Annotated in this window: 1 protein-coding gene and 1 pseudogene; one reads left to right on the top strand and one right to left on the bottom strand. The window is 70.3% G+C overall.

Translation table 11 applies throughout. The annotated features are described in order from the left end of the window. Window positions 1–105: pseudogene (locus AOK23_RS47450) on the top strand (IS5/IS1182 family transposase); the annotation flags it as partial. Window positions 106–138: 33 nt separating this feature from the next. On the opposite strand, the gene AOK23_RS40920 reads toward AOK23_RS47450, so the two are convergent. Beyond that, window positions 139–1,422 (bottom strand): IS110 family RNA-guided transposase, encoded by a 1,284-nt coding sequence (locus AOK23_RS40920; protein WP_055717479.1) that lies wholly within the window; start codon window positions 1,420–1,422, stop codon window positions 139–141. Between the last annotated feature and the right edge of the window lie 21 nt (window positions 1,423–1,443).

Here is a 1,443-nt window from a genome sequence, read left to right as displayed (position 1 = left end):
GGTGGACTCCAGCATCGTCCGGGCCCACCAGCACGCCGGCGGAGCCCGAAAAGGGGGCTCCGCAGCCCGGCTACCGGACGGTCCCGCGGCGGGCTGACCAGCAAGACATCTCATGTCGCTAGAGGTCAACTTCGCGAGTCAGGCCGCGAGCGCGACGGGCAGGGGGAAGGCCCGCTCGGGGTCGTAGATCGTGCGGTTTTGCAGGCAGTGGTAGAGACAGCCCAGGAGCTTGTTGAACAGGTTTCGCAGGGCTGCGGTGTGCCGTTCGCCGCCGGCACGTCGGCGGTCGTAGTGCTCACGGGGTTCCGCTGAGCGGAGGGCGGCGAAGGCCCACATGTAGCCCACGGAGGCCAGGCGTTGGTTCTTGACAGCCCTGGCGACCACGACGTGGCTGCGGCCGGAGGCCCGTGTTACGGGTGCCGCGCCGGCGTATGCCTTCAGGGCCCGGGCATCGGCGAACCGGTCTCGGTCGTCGCCAACCTCGGCCAGGACGCGGGCTCCGGACATGACTGACAGGCCGGGAAAGCTGGTGATGATCGCCGCGTCCGGGTGGGTGAGGAACGCCTCCTCGGTGGCCGCTGCGAGGTCGTCCACACTGCGGCAGGCCGCGTCGAGCTGCTGGACGAGGGCCTGGGTCTGCTTGCCCATGGCCTGTTCGACCTGCGGCAGCTGGTGCAAGTGCTCTCTGCGGAAGACCTCTCGGAGCCGCTCGGCTTCGGCCTCGATCCCGCGTCGCAGCCGTCCGGCCCGCTTCAGAAGTGCCTGCAGCTGGCTCCGGGTGAGCCGGGCCGCTGCCGCCGGGGTGGGCGCCGCGGCCAGGACTGCACGGGCGTGGGCTGAGTCGAGTCCCAGGGTGCCGCTGCCGTGGAACGCGGCGAGGGCAGCCGGGTAGTACTCGCGCAGATGGGAACGGAGCCGGTTGACCATCTGGGTCTTGTCCCAGACCGCGTCCTGGTGGGCTCGGGCCAGGACGGCGACGGCTTGGGCGAGTTCGCTGTCGGCGGGAAGGGGTCGGTGGGTGGCCACGTCGGTACGCAGGATGTTGGCGAGGACGCGGGCGTCGGCGGCGTCCGATTTGGCGCGGGCGACGCTGCTGCGGTCGCGGTAGCGTGCGGCGGCGAGCGGGTTGATGGCGTAGATCTTCCGGCCGGTGGCGCGCAGGCATGCGACAAGCAAGCCGCGCGGGGTCTCGATGGCCACCGGTATGGGGTGTTCCGGGGTGTCGCCGTGGCGGGCGAGCAGTTCCAGGAGGGCGTGGAATCCGGCGCTGTCGTCGCTGACGCGCAGCTTGGCCAGCTGGGTGCCGTCCTGGTCGACCAGGGCGATGTCGTGGTGGTTTTCGGCCCAGTCGATGCCGCAGAAGACCTTGCTCAACCTCGTTCTCCCGTCCGTGCACTGCCTGAATGTGCTGGTCAGCTCCATGCGGAGCACGCGGCGCTCTAA

The sequence above is a fragment of the Streptomyces torulosus genome (assembly GCF_001419765.1).
GTDB classification, from domain to species: Bacteria; Actinomycetota; Actinomycetes; order Streptomycetales; family Streptomycetaceae; genus Streptomyces; species Streptomyces torulosus.
This window is presented reverse-complemented; position numbering and strand designations above follow the sequence as displayed.

What these genes read in the sequence shown, in the direction of transcription:
- AOK23_RS40920 (WP_055717479.1), bottom strand. Translation starts at nt 1,422, where the DNA reads ATGGAGCTGACCAGCACATTCAGGCAGTGCACGGACGGGAGAACGAGG.